The 15717-nt window shown below is 51.0% G+C and carries 18 protein-coding genes; 1 reads left to right on the top strand and 17 read right to left on the bottom strand.

Annotated features, from left to right (window positions below; genetic code table 11):
• The 14 genes from ACE6ED_RS09245 to ACE6ED_RS09180 all read right to left on the bottom strand — a co-directional run.
• Positions 1–354, bottom strand: a 354-nt coding sequence (locus ACE6ED_RS09245) for a PfkB family carbohydrate kinase (protein ID WP_410826831.1), incomplete at its 3' end; no start/stop codon positions are given.
• Positions 355–674: 320 nt separating this feature from the next.
• Positions 675–1499: a PfkB family carbohydrate kinase gene (locus ACE6ED_RS09240; protein WP_410826825.1), complete on the bottom strand. Its 825-nt coding sequence runs from the start codon at positions 1497–1499 to the stop codon at positions 675–677.
• 111 nt (positions 1500–1610) lie between these two features.
• Positions 1611–1727 (bottom strand): winged helix-turn-helix transcriptional regulator, encoded by a 117-nt coding sequence (locus tag ACE6ED_RS09235; RefSeq protein ID WP_410826830.1) that lies wholly within the window; start codon positions 1725–1727, stop codon positions 1611–1613.
• A gap of 181 nt (positions 1728–1908) precedes the next feature.
• Positions 1909–3246: an LLM class flavin-dependent oxidoreductase gene (locus ACE6ED_RS09230; RefSeq protein ID WP_410826824.1), complete on the bottom strand. Its 1338-nt coding sequence runs from the start codon at positions 3244–3246 to the stop codon at positions 1909–1911.
• A gap of 100 nt (positions 3247–3346) precedes the next feature.
• A complete protein-coding gene (locus ACE6ED_RS09225) occupies positions 3347–3826 on the bottom strand; it encodes a DinB family protein (RefSeq protein WP_410826823.1) in 480 nt (159 codons plus the stop codon).
• Positions 3826–5001 carry an N-methyl-L-tryptophan oxidase gene (solA, locus tag ACE6ED_RS09220; RefSeq protein ID WP_410826829.1) on the bottom strand — a complete coding sequence of 392 codons (1176 nt, stop codon included), beginning with the start codon at positions 4999–5001 and terminating at the stop codon, positions 3826–3828. Before solA ends, ACE6ED_RS09225 begins: the two co-directional genes overlap by 1 nt.
• A complete protein-coding gene (locus ACE6ED_RS09215; RefSeq protein WP_410826822.1) occupies positions 4998–6179 on the bottom strand; it encodes an amidohydrolase in 1182 nt (393 codons plus the stop codon). Before ACE6ED_RS09215 ends, solA begins: the two co-directional genes overlap by 4 nt.
• 184 nt (positions 6180–6363) lie before the next feature.
• Positions 6364–7380 (bottom strand): LLM class flavin-dependent oxidoreductase, encoded by a 1017-nt coding sequence (locus ACE6ED_RS09210; RefSeq protein ID WP_410826821.1) that lies wholly within the window; start codon positions 7378–7380, stop codon positions 6364–6366.
• Positions 7381–7391: 11 nt separating this feature from the next.
• The gene (locus tag ACE6ED_RS09205; RefSeq protein WP_410826820.1) at positions 7392–8144 is read right to left on the bottom strand and encodes an amino acid ABC transporter ATP-binding protein; all 753 of its coding nucleotides are present in this window, start codon (positions 8142–8144) and stop codon (positions 7392–7394) included.
• A complete protein-coding gene (locus ACE6ED_RS09200; protein ID WP_410826828.1) occupies positions 8141–8851 on the bottom strand; it encodes an amino acid ABC transporter permease in 711 nt (236 codons plus the stop codon). The genes ACE6ED_RS09205 and ACE6ED_RS09200 overlap by 4 nt, the downstream gene beginning before the upstream one ends.
• Entirely contained in the window at positions 8851–9633 is a 783-nt protein-coding gene (locus ACE6ED_RS09195) for an amino acid ABC transporter permease (RefSeq protein ID WP_410826819.1), read from the bottom strand. Before ACE6ED_RS09195 ends, ACE6ED_RS09200 begins: the two co-directional genes overlap by 1 nt.
• Positions 9634–9666: 33 nt before the next feature.
• Positions 9667–10545 carry a transporter substrate-binding domain-containing protein gene (locus ACE6ED_RS09190; RefSeq protein ID WP_410826818.1) on the bottom strand — a complete coding sequence of 293 codons (879 nt, stop codon included), beginning with the start codon at positions 10543–10545 and terminating at the stop codon, positions 9667–9669.
• A 4-nt stretch (positions 10546–10549) separates the two neighbouring features.
• The gene (locus ACE6ED_RS09185; RefSeq protein WP_410826817.1) at positions 10550–11065 is read right to left on the bottom strand and encodes a GNAT family N-acetyltransferase; all 516 of its coding nucleotides are present in this window, start codon (positions 11063–11065) and stop codon (positions 10550–10552) included.
• A 120-nt stretch (positions 11066–11185) separates the two neighbouring features.
• The gene (locus tag ACE6ED_RS09180) at positions 11186–12079 is read right to left on the bottom strand and encodes a LysR family transcriptional regulator (RefSeq protein ID WP_410826816.1); all 894 of its coding nucleotides are present in this window, start codon (positions 12077–12079) and stop codon (positions 11186–11188) included.
• A gap of 300 nt (positions 12080–12379) precedes the next feature.
• Between ACE6ED_RS09180 and ACE6ED_RS09175 the strand changes: the two genes are divergently transcribed.
• Positions 12380–12931, top strand: coding sequence for a GNAT family N-acetyltransferase (locus ACE6ED_RS09175; protein WP_410826815.1), 552 nt, complete (start codon positions 12380–12382; stop codon positions 12929–12931).
• Positions 12932–13095: 164 nt separating this feature from the next.
• Here ACE6ED_RS09175 and ACE6ED_RS09170 read toward each other — a convergent pair whose 3' ends face one another.
• Genes ACE6ED_RS09170 through ACE6ED_RS09160 form a run of 3 tightly spaced genes read right to left on the bottom strand, consistent with a single transcriptional unit; the run spans position 13096 to position 15702 of the window.
• The gene (locus ACE6ED_RS09170) at positions 13096–13731 is read right to left on the bottom strand and encodes a hypothetical protein (RefSeq protein WP_410826814.1); all 636 of its coding nucleotides are present in this window, start codon (positions 13729–13731) and stop codon (positions 13096–13098) included.
• Positions 13667–14986: a hypothetical protein gene (locus tag ACE6ED_RS09165; protein WP_410826813.1), complete on the bottom strand. Its 1320-nt coding sequence runs from the start codon at positions 14984–14986 to the stop codon at positions 13667–13669. The genes ACE6ED_RS09170 and ACE6ED_RS09165 overlap by 65 nt, the downstream gene beginning before the upstream one ends.
• A complete protein-coding gene (locus ACE6ED_RS09160; protein WP_410826812.1) occupies positions 14983–15702 on the bottom strand; it encodes an ABC transporter ATP-binding protein in 720 nt (239 codons plus the stop codon). The genes ACE6ED_RS09165 and ACE6ED_RS09160 overlap by 4 nt, the downstream gene beginning before the upstream one ends.
• Between the last annotated feature and the right edge of the window lie 15 nt (positions 15703–15717).

The following is a 15717-nucleotide window of genomic DNA, read 5'->3' as shown; positions in this document are numbered from 1 at the left end:
GCGTTTCGTGCGGGTGGAGAAGTCATAGATAATCTGGACGCCTTGGCTGCGGAGGTCCGCAAGATGATGGTCAATCCGGCCTGACAAATTCGTGTGGATGGCCTGGTGTTGAAGAATGAACTGCAGATCCCCTTCGTTTAAGGCAAAATCGCCCATGACGCCTTCGACTTTTTCCTTGTGTACCCTGTCGTTACCGTTCAGATCCATGCGGAAGATGGCCGTTTGTCCTTCTTCCTGCGTATGCATGTGAGTCACATCAATGCGCTCCTCACGGAGCTTGTTAATCATGAGCGCCCCATAAGGGTCGCCGCCGACTACGCTGACCATCGACGCGTCTGCGCCAAGCCGGCTCATGTGAATCACGAAATCGACACTGTTTCCTGTGGGATACAACCGGTCTAGATTTTCGTATACGTCTATACAACAAAAGCCAACGCCTGCCACCCGCATATCGTCCCCCCAGTCCTTAAGCTGACAACATAGAAGCTAACATTGTATATGTTGTTATATTATATTGTATACCATCGGAAATTAAGCAAGTCAACAAAAAAATCTAATGTAAATGCTTTCCTCATGTCATATTAATGATCATCACTTCAAAAACCTCTTTTCCGGCCAATAAAAACACAAAAACGTGTAAGTTAATCTTACACGTTTTTGTGTTTGGGAGAACGTTATTCCAAGATGATTCCATATCCATAAGCGCCATAGTGCTGGCAAGTCGCAGCTGCCGAATAAGCCGCTTGCTGAAGCGCTTTTTCCATGTTCCATGTACCGTGGTAGGAAGCCAGAAATCCGCCGATGAAGGAATCACCGGCACCCATTGTATCTAAAACATCGACTGCCATCGGCGTTTGTTCATATCGGATGCCTTCGCATGAGAACTGCGCTGCTTCGCTTCCACGCGTAACGCCGACCACTTTTACGCCTAGTTCATGTACGAGAGCAATCAGATCATTTATTTCATTCCGCTCCATATCGCTGCCAGAAAAAAAGGCATACGCCAGATATGGACAAACCTGTCGTAAATACTTCTCATTCCACCGGTTCTTTGTCGAGAAATCGAAGGAAACCGGCCTTTGATAAAGGCGCGAAAGCTCATGCTCAATATCGCTGTTTACGCTCGTATGGATCATATCGAAGGTACTAATATACGCGAGATCGGTTTCAGTCAGTTTAAGCTGCAAAAGGGAGGACATGCGAACCCCGCGGTTTGTGCCGATGAAAATCCGGTCTCCCTCCTCGTTAAGCGTCACATTTGCTTCCCCATTGGGTCCATAAGTCTGGCGGATCTGAGCAAGGTCGATCCCTTCCATCTTCAGGCTGTGAATCACATGCAAAGCGGCTGCATCATCACCGGTAATTCCGATATAAGCGCAGTTCTCAGCGCCATTGCGCTTGGCTGCAACGGCTACATTCACGGCATTCCCGCCTGGATATATCCGTCTCTGATCCAAATAGCAGTCCACCACATTGTCTCCGATTGTAACAAGTTTCATATGCAGCGCCCCTAACCTGTTATGTGTTGTATTATACTAATTTATACAACGCGGTAGTTAACAGGTCAAGCTTCATGTCAGATATTCGCACATGACTCTACGTGCGGCGGTTTATAGCCTGGGCCGGATAGTGCGCTTAACGATCTTCTCCTCCAATTCGCGCAGATGAAGCGTAAGCATCCATTGCGTGATATCATTATCAGGCAGTAATCTTCTTAGTTCATTGATTTAGGAAAAAGCATCTGCACACGCGAAGAAAGTTACCAAACGTTTCTAATTATGGTATGAGTATTGTGCTCGAATCGAATTTCAGTACACCTAACCTTCTGTTTATGTAAAGTCAAAAACTAGCCGCTGACAGTATGTAAACGGCTAGTTTATTTCATTGGAACGGTTCTATTCTTTTCTGTCAAATTTGTCCCGCTGGTTGGGAGGCCTTCGAGTAACGGTTCTCTGGTACCGGAATGCCAAGGTTTCCGCGCAGAGTGCCGCTTTCATATTCCGTGCGGAACAGTCCGCGTTTTTGCAGAATCGGTACTACCCGGTCCACAAATTCCTCCAAGCCGTTCGGCACAGCCGCTGCGACCATAAATCCGTCAGCGCCGCCTGATTCAAACCACAGCTGGACCTGATCAGCCACTTGCTCCGGTGTCCCAATGAAGCTGCTCCGCGGGGTCGCCGATTGAATGGCTACCTGACGCAGCGTCAACCCCCGCTCCTTCGCATCCTTTTTGATCTTGTCGGTACTGCTCTGGAAGCTATTGCGCCCCAGTTCACCCACGTCCGGGAACGGCTCATCCAGCGGATATTGCGAAAAATCATGATGCTCGAAGAATCTGCCCAGGTAGTTCAGCGCATTTTCAATCGTCACAAGTCCGGCAACCTCCTGGTATTTGCGTTCAGCTTCTTCCGGTGTATCCCCAATGATTGGAGCAATGCCAGGGAAGATCAGAACTTCATCCGGGTTCCGCCCGAACGAGGCAATGCGAGTTTTAACATCACTGTAGAACGCCTTCGCGTCTTCCAGTGTTTCGTGTCCGGTGAAGATGGCGTCCGCTTCCTTCGAGGCGTAATTTTTACCGACCTCCGAGGAGCCTGCCTGGAACACTACAGGATGCCCCTGCTTCGAGCGGGCAATATTCAGCGGTCCCTTTACGGAGAAGAACTCTCCCTGGTGGTTCAGTGTATGCATTTTTTTCGGGTCAAAAAAGACGCCTGACGCTTTATTACGGACAAACGCATCATCCTCCCAGGAATCCCATAATCCGCGTACCACCTGCAAATACTCTTCTGCGATGCGGTATCGCTTGCTGTGGTCCGGATGCTCAGTTTTACTGTAATTGGAGGCGGAGCCTTCCAGCGGTGAAGTCACTACGTTCCAGCCCGCCCGGCCCCCGCTGATTACATCCAGGGACCCGAATTGACGGGCCACAGTAAACGGCTCACTGTAGGAGGTGGACAAGGTGCCGACCAGACCAATGTTAGTACTGACAGCAGCCAATGCACTGAGGATGGTCAGCGGCTCGAACCGGTTCAGGAAATGCGGGATGGACTTTTCATTGATGTACAGACCGTCAGCAATGAAGATCAGGTCCAGCTTGCCTTCCTCCGCCTTCTGTACCCACTGTTTGTATAATTCAAAGTTCACACTGGCATCCGGCTTGGCATCGGGATGACGCCACATCGATGTGCTGCCTCCCACCCCGTGCAGCAGTGCGCCCAGCTTCAGTTGTCTTGGTTTGGCCATGTTTTTTCCCTCCTCAAAGTTTTGGTAGTAAAACCGAAAGCATACGCTTAGTTTTGATAGCAATCGTTCAGTGATTCATTTCGTAGGTATTCGCTAAGTCTCACTGAACAATTGCTGCAGCCGCAGCTCCTTGTTTAATCCGTTCGATCTGGGCAAGATGCGTCTGCACATGCGCAATGAAACCGCGGATGATGTCGGTGATTCTCACCGTCTCGCCCTTAAAATTAATTCCGCTAAGTTCCCAATCTTCAGCGCTAAGCCGGTCAAACAGCAGGCTGTTATAGTGCAGCAAGCTGCGGAACAGCTCCAGGCTGTCAGCGGCACTTCCCTGGTTGGCATATTGGCCGCTGATCCAGGCATCCTGGTTAAAAACCGGCAGCTGCGCAGTTGTACCGGCAAGGATATCACGGATGCGGAAGGAGACGACAATGCTGTGATCGGCCAAATGGGCCAGTACCTCCGTGACACTCCAACTGGCCGGCACCGCCTTCCATTTCAGCTGTTCCTCCGTTAATCCGGCTGTCGCCTGTACCAGTTGCTGATGGGTATTCAGATAATCGCTGATTTGACTGCTGCTCATTAAATTTCCTCCCGTAAAAGTTCTGCTACCGAATGGTCCGATGGTGTAAAACGTTCTAATGAAAAGGGCGAAATATTATGGCTTGTCGCTCCGCGCGTTGTGAGATCTGCCAATATTTCTCCCACGACACTGGAAAATTTAAAACCGTGCCCGGAGAATCCCCCGGCGATTAGCACATTCGGGTGGACGGGATGCCGGTCAATAATAAAATCTTCATCAGGTGTATGCTCATATTTACAAACAGAGCCTTTCAGCAGGCGCCCGGCGGCACCCGGCATATATGCCTCCAGTACCCGCCGCAGGTCTGCCTCGTCGCTGGTATCATTGCCAAACGGCGCCAGCGCTTCACCCGGTTTCCATTCCAATCCCTTATCGTGCCTGCCGATCTTCAGCCCATTTCCGCCGATGCCGGGGAAGCCGTAATAGCCGCCTTCTTTTGTTCCAAGCGTAAACCCGGGAAAATTCCCGGCAGCAAAATCCGGTGCGCTGTTAAACCATCCGACTACCTTGCGAACTGCCTTAATTGGCAGATACACAAAAGGCGCCAACGCGCTGAACCAGGCTCCGGCACTAAGAATCGCCGACGCTCCGTGATAATCGCCTTTAGCTGTGTGGACGGTGACACTGCCTTCGCGGGCGGTGATGTTCACTACCGGAGTGTTCGTCAGCAGCACTGCGCCATGTGATAGAGCAAGCTGGCGGTAGGCAGTAATACACCGCTCGCTGTACAAATACCCGGCATCCGGTTCGTACATTGCTGCGAAGGATTCCGGAATGTTCAGAGCCGGCCAGCGCCGCCTAATCTCCTCGGCGTCCAGGTGCTCTACCCTCACCTTGCGTTTCCCGGCTTCTGCCAGACGGCCGCTGAAGGAATAGACGGCACTGTCCGCTATATTGAGTACGCCAGAGCGTACCAGCAGTTCTGCCCCGGTCAACTGCTCGGCTTCCTGCCATAGCTGATCTGCCCGCTGGGCCAGTTCAATATAGACGGGATGACCGCTATAAGCATGGCGAATGAGCCGGGTATCGCCGTGATGGCTTCCTTCTGTATGCGGCGGATCAAAGGCGTCGACCAGCAGTGTCTTCACTCCGCGGCGGGCCAGTTCATAACCTGCGCTGATGCCCATCGAGCCAGCACCGGCAATAATAACGTCATAACTAGCTTGCTGATCTATAATTCTGCACCTCCTCCGGCAGCATAGTACTCCAGCGAACGTACGGCCAAATCCGCGAGGAAGCGGGCGGCAACCGGCAGTGCCCGTTCATCCAAGTTAAAAGCCGGATGATGCCATTCCTGGCTCCCATCGGTGCCGACAAAAACGAACAGTCCCGGCACCACGCGCTGATAGAAGGCAAAGTCCTCCCCGGCTGGGGATGGAACAGGCTTCACCGCTTTATAGCCCAGCGCTTCCGCTGCTTCAGCCCCGAGCGCAGCGAGAGTCTCGTCATTTAGCACCGGCGGCGGCCCGCCGATCCAGCGCAGCTTCGTGGAAGCTCCAAGGGCGGCAGCTACTCCAGACGCGACCTGCTCGAAGCGCTCCAGCACCTTGATCCGCACGGCCTCATCGAAAGTGCGGACTGTACCTTCAAGCACGGCTTTGTCCGGAATGATGTTCCATGAATTGCCGCTGTGGATCTGCGTCACACTGACCACCGCGCTGTGCAGCGGACTGACATTGCGGCTGACGATGGACTGCAGTGCAGTTACAATCTGTGAGGCCGCTACGATGGGATCGATTGCTGCTTCCGGAGCCGCTGCATGGGAGCTGCCGCCTAGAACCTCAACCACAAAGCCGTCCGCTGCTGCCATCAAAGGCCCGCCGGTAATTCCAATTGTTCCGACCGGAAGGTCTGGCTTGTTATGCAGCCCGACGATTGCGCGAACCCCCTCCAGTGCTCCGCTGGCGATGATCCGCTGCGCGCCCTGCGCTTTCTCCTCAGCGGGCTGAAACAAGAGACGAACGGTTCCCGGGAGCTGATCCTCCAGCTGATTCAAATGATACGCAGCACCAATCAGAGCCGCCGTATGAAAATCATGCCCGCAGGCATGCATTTTCCCAGGAATCAGTGAAGCATAATCTGCGCCTATCTCCTCGTGGATCGGCAGGGCATCGATATCGGCACGCAGCGCAACAACCGGACCAGGCTTGCCGCCCCCAATCTCTGCAACAACTCCGGTAGGCAGACCGTAATCTGCGATACGGATTCCGGCCTGCTCCAGTAAGGCAATGATATATTTGGTTGTTTCGAATTCTTCGTTGGACAGCTCCGGGTGCCGGTGCAGATGACGGCGGATCCCGGTCAATTGTTCACCGAGTTCTTCCGAGCTCAGCTCGAATGCTTTGTTTGTCATAAGCAGGCTCTCTTCCCTATACGATTTTCTTGTGCTTTCAATTCTGAAGCCGTCCTGTCCGATTTCACCTTTGGCCTTATACCTCAACTGGCACTTCAGCGAGCCAGCTCAGCTAGGCCTTGGCCGGCACCTCAACGTATGCGCGTCACTCAGCAGCGTTGTTATGCCTCAACCGGCACCTCAGTTAGGCCTCGGCGGGCACCTCGGCGAGTGCTTCACTCAGCAGTTCAAACGAGCGAAGCCGTTTGTCAAACGGTTGTACATTGGTTGTCACGATGAACTCCTCGACACCGGATGCCTCAGACAACGCCAATAGCTGTTCACGTACAGATTCCTTAGTGCCTTTAGTAATCTCCGGCTCCCGTTCTTCGATGGTATAGGCTTCGTTCGTTTGACGGGAAAATTCCTCCGCCTGCTCTCGGGTAGCCACCGTCAGCGTCTTGCCGCTAGCAAGTGTAATCCGGATCAGCTTATGGGCTCCTGCCAGCTCCTTCGCCTCTTCCTCTGTGCTGGCGGCGATCAGCGCCAAGGCAATAATCACTTGCGGCTGCCTGCCTTCCGCAGATACAAACCCGTTGCGGTAAACACGGATCGCCTCCAGCGCCACGGCCTGATCGCCGTTAATAAACAGAGAGAACACATAGGGCAGTCCCAGTTCGGCGGCAATTTCCGCACTGCTTACACTTGCGCCTAACACGTACAGTTCAGGCGGGATACCCGGAATCGGACCTGCCTTCAGCCCGGCCAGCGGATGATCCTCCCCAAGCCGGCTATGTACGTACTTCTCCAGCTCGATAATTTTATCCGTCAGGCTTAGGGAATCTCCTTTCCCCTGCTGCAGCGCTTGTGTGCTGCGCGGCAGACCGCCAGGAGCACGTCCTACACCCAGGTCCACCCGGCCTGGAGCCAGTGATGCCAGTACATTGAAATTTTCCGCCACCTTATAAGGACTGTAATGCTGCAGCATAATTCCGCCGGAACCGATACGGATCGATTCCGTTTTCGCAAGCAAATGTGAGATCAGCACTTCCGGCGAAGATCCGGCCACCTGCTCGGAATCATGATGCTCTGAAACCCAGAAACGGCGGAATCCCAGTTGTTCCGACAGCTGCGCCAGCTTGATGGTATGCTGGAAAGCTTCTTCCGGCGTTTCTCCGGGATAGATCGGACTTTGATCGAGCACGCTGATTGTAATGGCCATGATTTTGCCTCCTAAATGGAATAGTTCAGTTCAGGGGTAATCCGCTTGAGGAACTGCTTTGTTCTTTCTTCGCGTGGATGATTGAACAGCTCTGTCGGGCTTCCTTCTTCAACAATAACGCCACCATCCATAAAGACCACATGATTCGCCACATCGCGGGCAAAACCCATTTCATGAGTCACTACAATCATCGTTATGCCTTCTTTGGCAATCTTGCGGATGACGGCCAGAACTTCCCCCACCAACTCCGGGTCCAGCGCCGATGTTGGTTCGTCGAACAAAATGACCTCCGGCTCCAGCGCCAATGCCCGGGCGATGCCCACCCGCTGCTGCTGGCCTCCGGACAGCTGGCTTGGATAAGCGTCCAGCTTGCTGCCAAGGCCAACCTTTTCAAGCAGCGCAATGCTGCGTTTTCTTGCTTCCTCTTTCGGAAGTTTCTTGACGATCAGCAGCCCTTCCATCACGTTCTCCAGCGCGGTTTTATGGCGGAACAGATTGTACTGCTGGAATACCATCGCCGTTTTTTGCCGGAGCTGATGAATTTCCTTTTTTCGGGCACGCCTGCAGTTTAGCTTAAAATCACCAATGGAAATCTCCCCGTCGTTTGGCTTCTCCAGATAGTTCACACAGCGCAGCAGTGTGGTTTTGCCTGATCCGCTTGGGCCGAGAATAACGACCACCTCGCCTTTTTTGACCGTTAAATCTATATTTTTCAGCACCTGGTGTCTGCCGAATGACTTGGATACATGCGTAATCCTGATCATGCCACTCCTCCCCGGTTATACAGATTGATCCGCTTCTCAATCAGCGACGTCACGCGCTCAATCAGGAACGTTAGCCCCCAAAAGATCAGCGCCGCCGCCAGATAAGCCTCAAAAAACTTCCAGTTCGTCGAAGCCACAATCTGAGCTTTGGCGTTGATATCCACCACCGATACAGTAAAAACTAACGTAGATCCATGCAGCATGCCGATTACCGAATTCGACAGGTTGGGCAGACTTGCCGCCAGCGCTTGAGGGAATACAATCCGCCGCAGCGCCTGAGGTGTGGTCATCCCGATAGAATGAGCCGCCTCCAACTGGCCGCGGTCCACCGCGAGCAGGCCGGAACGGACAACCTCTGACATGTAAGCCCCTGCGGTTATGGAGAATGAAATATAAGCAAATCCAATCATCGGAATCGATACGGATCTAAAGCTCCAGCCGAGGTGCACCGCCAAACTGTCGATCAGCACGGGAAGCCCGAAATAAATCAGCAGCAGATGCGTCAGCATTGGGGTTCCGCGGATAAAGGTGACGTACCCCACAGCGAGCGGATGCAGCAGCGGAATTCTGTATATCCGAATGAGGGCCACCGTCACGCCGATCACAAAGCCGATCAGTACAGAGACAAGGGTAATATATAAGGTCGTAGGAATTGCACTTAAGATTTGCACAAAAGCGGTCCAGATAAACGACGGGTCCAGCTTCATCATCCGGCTCCCCCTTTACCCGGCCCCAGTTCCGCAATGATACGGCGGTAGGACCAGTTTTTGTTGATTTTGAACGATCTTTTTTCCGGAGTGCTCCGCATCTCATGCCGCAGCAGCCGCTTTTCCGCTACCATCAGCAGCTTCTCAATCGTAAAGCTGATGACCAGATAGATTAGCGCCAGGGCGATATACGTCTCAATAAAATGCTGCGTTAAGCTGCCCAGAGTCTGCGCTTTCCCCGTCATTTCCATCACACCCAGCGTAAACGCCAGTGACGTATCCTTCAGCAGGGCAATCACCAGATTGGAGAATACGGGAAGGGCAATACCAAGCGCCTGCGGCAGCACAATCCGTGTAAAAGCCTGGAACCCTGTCATCCCTGTTGCATAAGCGGCTTCTATCTGCCCTTTATCCACCGCGAGCACAGCAGCCCGGATCATTTCGGACATATATGCGCCTGTATGGAGTCCGTAAGTCAAAATCACAAACACCAGCACCGGCGTGCGGGTCATATCCACATGCACCAGCTTCAGTACTTCCGGCAGCCCGTAATAGAAGAGGAAAAGCTGGATCAGAATCGGCGTGCCGCGGAAGAAGGAGATGTAGATTTCGGAGCAGGTCTTCAGCACCGGCACCTTATACAGTCTTGGCAGCGCTATAAGAAAACCGGCAATCATTCCGGCCAGCAGGGAACTGCCGACAATCAGCAGCGTGGTACCTAAAGTTCCCAGCAGCTTGGGCAATAGGGAAAAGACATAGCTGATATCAAACGGTGCGCCCATAAACTCCCTCCTTTCCCGTGCTCACCGGCTTAATCATTTCACCGAATCCGCCGTAACATCCGCACCCAGCCATTCCGTGCTCAGCTTGCCCAGTGTTCCATCCGTCTTCAGTTCTTTAATGGCTCCGTCAATCGCATTTGACAGTTTTTGCGACTCAGCATCCTCCTTGCGGAACACATAAAGTATGTCTGCGGAGGATAACTCGTCACCCGTAGCCTTAAGCTGGCTCTGCGGGTCAATGATCGGCAGGACGAAATCTGCAGCCAGCGTGGCATCCACACGGCCAGTGGTGATCTGGTTTGCTGTATCGTTAGCCGTACCGCTTTGGTAAACGATATGGATTGCGTCGTCATGTTCTTTATTGTAATTCTCAAGAATTTGCGCCTGTGCGCTTGTTGCTCCGGTCAGCACCTTCTTGCCTTTTAGATCATCCAGGGTGTGGATCGTGTCATTGTCCTTGGCCACTACAATGCGGTTTCTCCAGTGGGCATAGGCTTCTTTATTAAAGGAGTACTTCTGCTCCCGCTCCGGATTTTTCTCCATAACATGAGCCACGAGATCGATTTTTTTAGTCTCTAGGCTGAGCAGCAGGTTACTGAAATCCATGGTTTGAAAATCGAACTCATATTCCGGCAGCCGGTTATCAATTTCTTTGAGCAGCTCCACATCAAAACCTGTCAGCTTGCCGTTCTCATCAATGAAGCATACCTGTGGAAAAGCCGTACCTGTACCCACAGTGATCTTTGTAACCTTAGCCGTCTCAGCAGCTGTGTTTGCAGCGGCGGCGTCAGCCCCATTTCCGGACTGGCTGCTGTTCCCGGCGCTGCCGCCTGCTGAGCTGCTGTTATTTCCGCAGCCGGCAATCGCTAGTGTCAATATGGATGCGAATAGGAGTGAAGCGGGTTTTCTCATGGTTCTATCCCCTTTGAGCGGTTTGTGGTTTATTTATAATTTTCTTTTTCAGCAGATACATAATGCCGTCGCCATTCTGCGGATCCAGCTCCCGAAACCGTTCGTAGCCCCGCCGCTCGTACATCTGAACTAGCCACGGGTGTTTCTGTGCTGTTGCCAGCGTCACCTCCGGCGAACCCAATTGTCCAAGAATAATATGCTTTTCCACCCAGTCGAGCAGCTTTCCGCCATACCCCTTATTGCTGTAATCCGGGTGGGCTGCAAACCACTTGATAAAAGGCAGCGGGCTAAGCTTCTTGATCTCTTCTTCCTTGGACAGTGTGATGGTGGCAGCTATCACTCCGTCAATCTCAAGCACATAACACTCATTTACGGCAATGTTCTCTTCAATCAGCGCCAGATCGGCTGTTGCCGCCGGCCAATGCAATCCCAGTTCGCGAATCAGCGCATAAGCGCGGTATGTAACCTCCAACAGTTGTTCCGCATCCTTCCGTTCTGCCAACCGGTATACCTCACTCATGTCATGACCTCCAGCCGTCCGCGATTTAAATTCATAATTCCCATCGAAATAGTCGTGATTATATGCAATTAACTTTATCACTGCCTGATGCCATCCGGCTAATAGAGTTTTTTAATACATCTATACAATTTGTCGATCTCCGGCTTTACCGATCCTCAGCTCGAGCAGGGTTTCTATAAAATCTGCATTTTCCCCGTGTAGTGAAATCAGGCTGGTTCCCAGGGAGATGCCCTCTGTCTCCGCTATATCAACCCGAATCAGCGTTCCCGCCGCCACTTCTTCCTGCACACTCAGTGACGGCAAAAAGCAGATGCCCGCTTTTCTAAGCACAAGCTTTTTGGCGGTTTCCAGATTATCGACCTGATATACAATATTCGGCGGCTGATCCATGCTCTCGAAGACACGGTGCAGCCGCAACCAGTCCAATGAGCCGCATTCAAAAAAGACCAGTGGTTCGTGACGGATATCCTGCAGAGAAGAACGGCCGCCTTTTGCCAGCCGGTGACCAGCATGCACATACAGCGAAATCGGATCCTCACAGAACGGAAACGCCTGTATCGCCGGATTAACCACCTTGCGAATAAAGGCAAGATCAATTTCTTTTGTTTTCAACTTAGCAACCAGCACATCTGTTGAAGCGGTGGTCAGCTTCATATGGATATGCGGAAATTTCCGCTTCAGGTGATGCAGCAGATGCGGCATTAAGTAATTGGAGACCGATACTGTGCTGCCGATCCTCAGCTCATTCGGTATCTGACCCTTCGCTTGGAGTTGATGTTTACCGTTTTGGTAAATTTGGAGGATTTGCTGCGCATAAGGCAGGAACTGTTTACCTTTGTCCGTAAGGGTAATCTGCTTGCCGAGCCGGTCAAATACCCGGCAATCCAATTCCTTCTCCAGCGATTGGATGCGCGCGGTCACCGTCGGCTGTGAAATATACAGAACTTCTGCCGCCTTATTGAAGCTTCCGTAATGGTTGATATAGACAAAGGCCTCAATATTATCGATGTTCACTCCAAGCCCTCCTTTTAGGTCGGTTTGATTAAATTTTAATAGACTATTCCGATTAAAAAACAGTGAATTAAGACGGCGACGACTTGTAATTTTCTATATATCTTAGTCAGGGCCCCTTTTTTTGTCAACTCAAAATCCGAGTGATTTCATAGGAGTTGCAATTCAATCAATCACAAATATAGATAGAATTTTTCTATCCTTTAATTGGAATTGTTAAACCCCTCTTATAACACTAGGGATTGTTAAATATAATGAGGACATTTAATGGATCTTACGTTTACTAAGGGGGTCATCGAAAACATGTCAAAAGAGATTATTATACGTGACGCCTTGGTCTGTGACCGTGAAGCCATCGCCGCAGTACTTCTGGATGCGTACAGCCAGTACTCCGCTGTGTTGCCTGAAGCTTTTTGGCTCGAGTATAAACAGTCGATCCTCGATTCCGTCCATGGAGATGCCCCATTCGCACGAATCATTGCAGAAGTTGATCAGCAAATTGTCGGCAGCGCGCTGCTGTTCAACTCTTCGGAAGCCGCCTACGGCAGACCTGAGCTAGGTATTCATTCACCCGTCCTACGCCTGCTTGCTGTATCCCCTGCCGCCCGCGGCCGCGGAATTGCCACCCTCCTGATTCAAGAAGCCGCACAAAGAGCCCTCGCATCTGGCGCCTCAACCCTTCATCTCCACTCCTCGGATAGGATGGCCTCTGCTATCAGGCTTTACGGGCGATTAGGCTTTAAGCGTGCTTATGAGACCGATATTCAGAATGGCGACACCTTGGTGCAGGGCTTTCAGTTGGATCTTCGCTCTTTCCCTTCTCTACACGTAATGTTAACCAATCATTCTTTATAAAAAGAGGCTGGCCTTCCGGCCAGCCTCTCTGTAATATCCTTAAATAACTGTTCATTCGGATTAAGGCGCAATAATTGGTCAGCCTAGGTGCGAATCTTGTTTTTTTCATCGCTGTTTTGTTCATAGGTGTTTGTTTCCTCCGCTGTTCTCTCCGTCCACCAACATTACCTTATCTTTCTAACCATACTTCTATATAGAATTCCAATCCCAATCAATATAACTCCACCGCCAAGCAGCCAATATTTCTCCCTTAAACTCCCGCTGGTTAAAGAAAATAAATACAGCTTTCCTAGCCTAACGCCTGAAAAGATATTCAGCATGTAATAACCAAGCGGCAGCATGTAGCCAATTACCACGCTGCCCGACAACGAATAGGCCGCAAACCCGATGGAACCCAGGAAAAACGCGGTAGCAAATGTTCCGAAAATAAATGGCCCGGCAGCAAACTGGCAGTGGTTCAGCAGCATGACACCGATAAAGCCGCTCAGGATGCACAGCAGCACAACAACTGCCAATGTAAGCCGGATCAGATAAGTTCCGCTAAGGGAAGTAATTTTGGATTCAATCACTTCCCTGATGCTGTGATCCTGTTCCGGCAGAAACAGCGGGGTACATAACACAATTCCGCTTAGAGCCACAAACCGCTCCAGCACAACGCTGGAAGCTGTGCTGTCCAGATTGTTGATGCCAAACAACAACGGAGTAATCAAGGCGATGGCAACAGCCAATAAGGCATTAGGAAAAAGCGTCAGCTTGAGCTGCATTTTGGCGATGTCTAAATATTTTTTGGATACGGCCATAGAGATCCAGCTTCCCCCTTCTCTTCATCTCATAAATCAGGATGGCTGCCAACACCAGCACCAGCGAAAGAGCCACATAGAACAGCCTGTTCACCACAAGCTCACCGATGTCATCCTTCATCGTCTGCAGGTGGAATAGGGAATTATGGCGGATCGTCAATCCCAGGCCGTAATCTCCGCCGTAGATGCGTGATATTCCGTTGTTGATATCCAAATAGCTCCACAGAAACTGTACAGCAATTGCGATGGGCGTATCGGTTAACGTTGTTAAAAACAATCCGACGGCCGTTGTTGTCATCATAGTTGGCAGCAGCCAAGCTGCAATATATTTAAAAAAGGCAAACAGATCCACAGTTAGATGATTTTCCATTCCATACCGGACCAATTGAAACAGCGGAAGAAGCGACAAAAGCACAAAAGGAAGCAGCAGCATTAGAACCAGCGCAAAATATCGGGTCACAATCAGGTGAACCGAACCGGCTCTGCGGGAATAGATCAGCTCATTCATCCGGGCTTTACGATCTCTGGTTACATATGCGACGGGGACAAAAACTGAAAAAAGCGATATGGTGATCCCCATATAGTCACAAAACAATCGGGCATACGCCCCGCTTATTTGATCCTCGTTGATAAAAGCGTTATATTCCGCCAGTTTTTCTTCATAGGTGACCGTAGCTTTCCCAAATTCCTTGAGCGATTCAGGAGCATATTTCGATCCGCCGCCCAAGATATCATCAATTTCAGCCATTTTGCTTCTAAAGGCCTCGTAAGCAATTTTGATGGGAATATTCGTTTCCGTAGCAGCTGTCTCTTTCCCGGATAACACTGCTGCTTGCTGTTCCCCCATTTGTTTCTGTATGGCAGGCAGTAGAGCGTCAGGGTGCTCTCCCGTGATTTCTGTAATAATATCTGCGACCTTTGCCTGATCGTCTTCACTTAGCTTCACGCTTTTATAAAAACCAAACGGATAGGCCGCATATTGATTATTGGTATATTCCTGAACTAGGCTTGCAATGGCTCCAGGCATAACCTGCTCCGGAATTTCAGCCTCTCTGCTGCCGTAGTCCTTTGCATGGGCTGGCGGTTTCATCAACGGGTTGTCGATGTTATAAGCGGATGGCTGGCGTGCTTCACGGATATCCGAGCCGATACTATCGCCAATTTGGGTGACATAAAACAAAACAATGACGCCAATAAACACAAAATAGATGATACTTTTCGAGATTTGCCGGCATTCTTTGAGGAGCAGACTCATCGTTGCTGTCCTCCCATCCGTTTCATGTAAGCATCCTCGAGGTTCTGTTCATCACCAATAAAATGCTGCAGTGAACCTTGATAGATGATTTCCCCTTTGTCAAGTATGGCAATGTTCTGGCAGGTCTTTTCGATGTCCTCCACGATGTGCGTGGACAGGATAACAATCCGGTCTTCGGCAGTCTCGCACAGCAAATTCCGGAACCGGATTCGTTCTTCAGGATCAAGGCCTGCGGTCGGCTCGTCCACAATCAGAATGCGGGGATCATGCAAAAGAGCCTGGGCGATTCCGAGCCTGCGTTTCATTCCTCCTGACAGCGCCTTGATTTTGAGCTTCCGGCAATCGTCAAGGTTGACCTTTTGCAGCAGCATGGGAATCCGTTTCGCTCTTTCCGCCTTCGATAAATCGGATAATGTGCCCAGATAATCCATGGCTTCATACACACTCATTCCGGGATAAACGGAAAAATCCTGCGGCAAATACCCGATCAGCGGTCTGACTTTTTTGGCTTGCTCGACAGGAATTCCACATACGGTAACCTTGCCGCTGGATTTGTTAAGCAAAGTGGACAAAATTCGCATCAAGGTTGTTTTGCCGGCGCCGTTTCTGCCAAGCAGTCCGTACATCCCCGGTTCCAGATGCAGGGAGACCTGATGGAGCGCTTGTTTTTGTCCAAAGTTTTTTGACAGATTTTGAATCGTTATTTCTGTTTTCACCTCTACCCCTCCTCA

The organism is Paenibacillus nanchangensis, assembly GCF_046543445.1.
Lineage (GTDB): Bacteria > Bacillota > Bacilli > Paenibacillales > Paenibacillaceae > Paenibacillus_AQ > Paenibacillus_AQ nanchangensis.
Note: the sequence above shows the minus strand (reverse complement) of the source record. Positions and strands in the feature narration are given on the sequence as shown.